1 rRNA gene is annotated in these 3,239 nt (G+C 52.2%); it reads right to left on the reverse strand.

Annotated elements, in window-relative coordinates:
• Positions 1-3,091, reverse strand: a 23S ribosomal RNA gene (locus E7C97_RS09190).
• Positions 3,092-3,239: the final 148 nt, after the last annotated feature.

The raw sequence follows: 3,239 nt of genomic DNA on the forward strand, positions 1-3,239 counted from the left end.
AAAAGTAAGCCTTCGGCCTATTAGTACCAGTCAACTCCACGAGTCTTCAGTCCCCGCTTCCATACCCGGCCTATCAACCTCATCATCTATAAGGAGCCTCACACACCAAAGTGCCAGGAAATCTCATCTCGAAACAGGCTTCCCGCTTAGATGCTTTCAGCGGTTATCCCTCCCGAACGTAGCCAATCAGCCATGCACCTGGCGGTACAACTGACATACCAGAGGTTCGTCCGTCCCGGTCCTCTCGTACTAAGGACAGCCTTTCTCAAATTTCCAACGCGCGCAGCGGATAGGGACCGAACTGTCTCACGACGTTCTGAACCCAGCTCGCGTACCGCTTTAATGGGCGAACAGCCCAACCCTTGGGACCGACTCCAGCCCCAGGATGCGACGAGCCGACATCGAGGTGCCAAACCATGCCGTCGATATGGACTCTTGGGCAAGATCAGCCTGTTATCCCCGAGGTACCTTTTATCCGTTGAGCGACGGCCGTTCCACAACGTACCGCCGGATCACTAGTCCCGACTTTCGTCCCTGCTCGACCTGCCAGTCTCACAGTCAAGCTCCCTTGTGCACTTACACTCAACACCTGATTGCCAACCAGGCTGAGGGAACCTTTGGGCGCCTCCGTTACACTTTAGGAGGCAACCGCCCCAGTTAAACTACCCATCAGGCACTGTCCCTGAACCAGATCATGGCCCGAAGTTAGACATCCAGATTGACCAGAGTGGTATTTCAACAACGACTCCACACAAACTAGCGTCCATGCTTCACAGTCTCCCACCTATCCTACACAAGCCAAACCAAACACCAATACCAAACTATAGTAAAGGTCACGGGGTCTTTCCGTCCTGCTGCGCGAAACGAGCATCTTTACTCGTACTGCAATTTCGCCGAGTTCATGGTTGAGACAGTAGGGAAGTCGTTACTCCATTCGTGCAGGTCGGAACTTACCCGACAAGGAATTTCGCTACCTTAGGATGGTTATAGTTACCACCGCCGTTTACTGGGGCTTAAATTCTCAGCTTCGCCCAAAAAAGGCTAACCAATCCTCTTAACCTTCCAGCACCGGGCAGGAGTCAGTCCGTATACATCGTCTTACGACTTCGCACGGACCTGTGTTTTTGATAAACAGTCGCTTCCCCCTGGTCTCTGCGACCCATACACGCTCCAGGCAGCAAGTGCCCATCACGCTCAAGGTCCCCCTTCTCCCGAAGTTACGGGGGCATTTTGCCGAGTTCCTTAACCATGATTCTCTCGATCGCCTTAGTATTCTCTACCTGATCACCTGTGTCGGTTTAGGGTACGGGCGGCTAAAACCTCACGCCGATGCTTTTCTCGGCAGCATAGGATCACCAAATCCCCCAAAAACGGGGTCCCATCACGTCTCAGGCACACAGCCGGCGCATTTAACAACCGACAACCCTACACGCTTAGACCACGACAACCATCGCGTGGCTTGGCTACCTTCCTGCGTCACACCTGTTAACACGTTTACCTCCAAAGATCGGGTCCCACAACCCACACAACACACAAACAAAAGCCTGCACATCATGCTTCGCATGGTTAGCATCACAATATCAGTATGGGCGGTTTTTCACCGGTACGGGAATATCAACCCGTTATCCATCGACTACGCCTGTCGGCCTCGCCTTAGGCCCCGACTAACCCAGGGCAGATTAACTTGACCCTGGAACCCTTGATCATCCGGCGGATGAGTTTCTCACTCATCTTTCGCTACTCATGCCTGCATTCTCACTCGCATAGCCTCCACCACTGGTTTACACCGCAGCTTCAACGGCCACACGACGCTCCCCTACCCAACAACCCCAAAGGGTCATTGCCACAACTTCGGCGGTGTACTTGAGCCCCGCTACATTATCGGCGCAGAATCACTTGACCAGTGAGCTGTTACGCACTCTTTCAAGGATGGCTGCTTCTAAGCCAACCTCCTGGTTGTCTAAGCAACTCCACATCCTTTCCCACTTAGCACACGCTTAGGGGCCTTAGTTGGTGGTCTGGGCTGTTTCCCTCTCGACAATGAAGCTTATCCCCCACTGTCTCACTGCTACGCTCTCACTTACCGGCATTCGGAGTTTAGCTGACGTCAGTAACCCGTGAAGGCCCATCGGCCATCCAGTAGCTCTACCTCCGGCAAGAAACACGTAACGCTGCACCTAAATGCATTTCGGGGAGAACCAGCTATCACAGAGTTTGATTGGCCTTTCACCCCTATCCACAGCTCATCCCCTCCATTTTCAACTGAAGTGGGTTCGGTCCTCCACGACGTCTTACCGTCGCTTCAACCTGGCCATGGATAGATCACTCCGCTTCGGGTCTAGGTCATGCCACTCAAACGCCCTATTCAGACTCGCTTTCGCTACGGATACCCCACACGGGTTAACCTCGCGACATAACACTAACTCGCAGGCTCATTCTTCAAAAGGCACGCTGTCACCCCAAAAGGCTCCAACGGCTTGTAAGCACACGGTTTCAGGTACTATTTCACTCCCCTCCCGGGGTACTTTTCACCATTCCCTCACGGTACTGATTCACTATCGGTCACTAAGAAGTATTTAGACTTACCAGGTGGTCCTGGCAGATTCACACGAGATTCCACGAGCCCCGTGCTACTCGGGTGGCCACACCACGGACAGAACAATTTCGATTACGGGACTCTCACCCTCTACGGCCGACCATTCCAAGTCGTTCACCTACCATCCTGAACATCATGCCGGCAGCCAGTTAGAACTACCACTGTGACTCCCACAACCCCCATGATGCAACGCCTAACCGCTATCACACACCACAGGTTTAGTCTCTTCCGCTTTCGCTCGCCACTACTCACAGAATCATTACTTTATTTTCTCTTCCTGCGGGTACTGAGATGTTTCACTTCCCCGCGTTCCCCCCAACCAGCCTATACATTCAGCTGGCGGTAACTCACCATGAAGATGAGCCAGGTTTCCCCATTCGGAAATCCTCGGATCACAGCCCAGTTATCGGCTCCCCGAGGCTTATCGCAGATTCACACGTCCTTCATCGGCTCTTAATGCCAAGGCATCCACCGTGTGCCCTTAATAACTTACACACAATCAAGAAAAATAAGAATCTAAAATCAACAATCAAACCAACACAAAAGCATTGATTCAACGCAAATTCCAGAAGATGCTCGCGTCCACTATATAGTTCTCAAACAACAACCCACAACACAACAACAACACAAACAAAAACACTTG

The sequence above is a fragment of the Streptococcus sp. genome (assembly GCF_032481935.1).
Lineage (GTDB): Bacteria > Bacillota > Bacilli > Lactobacillales > Streptococcaceae > Streptococcus.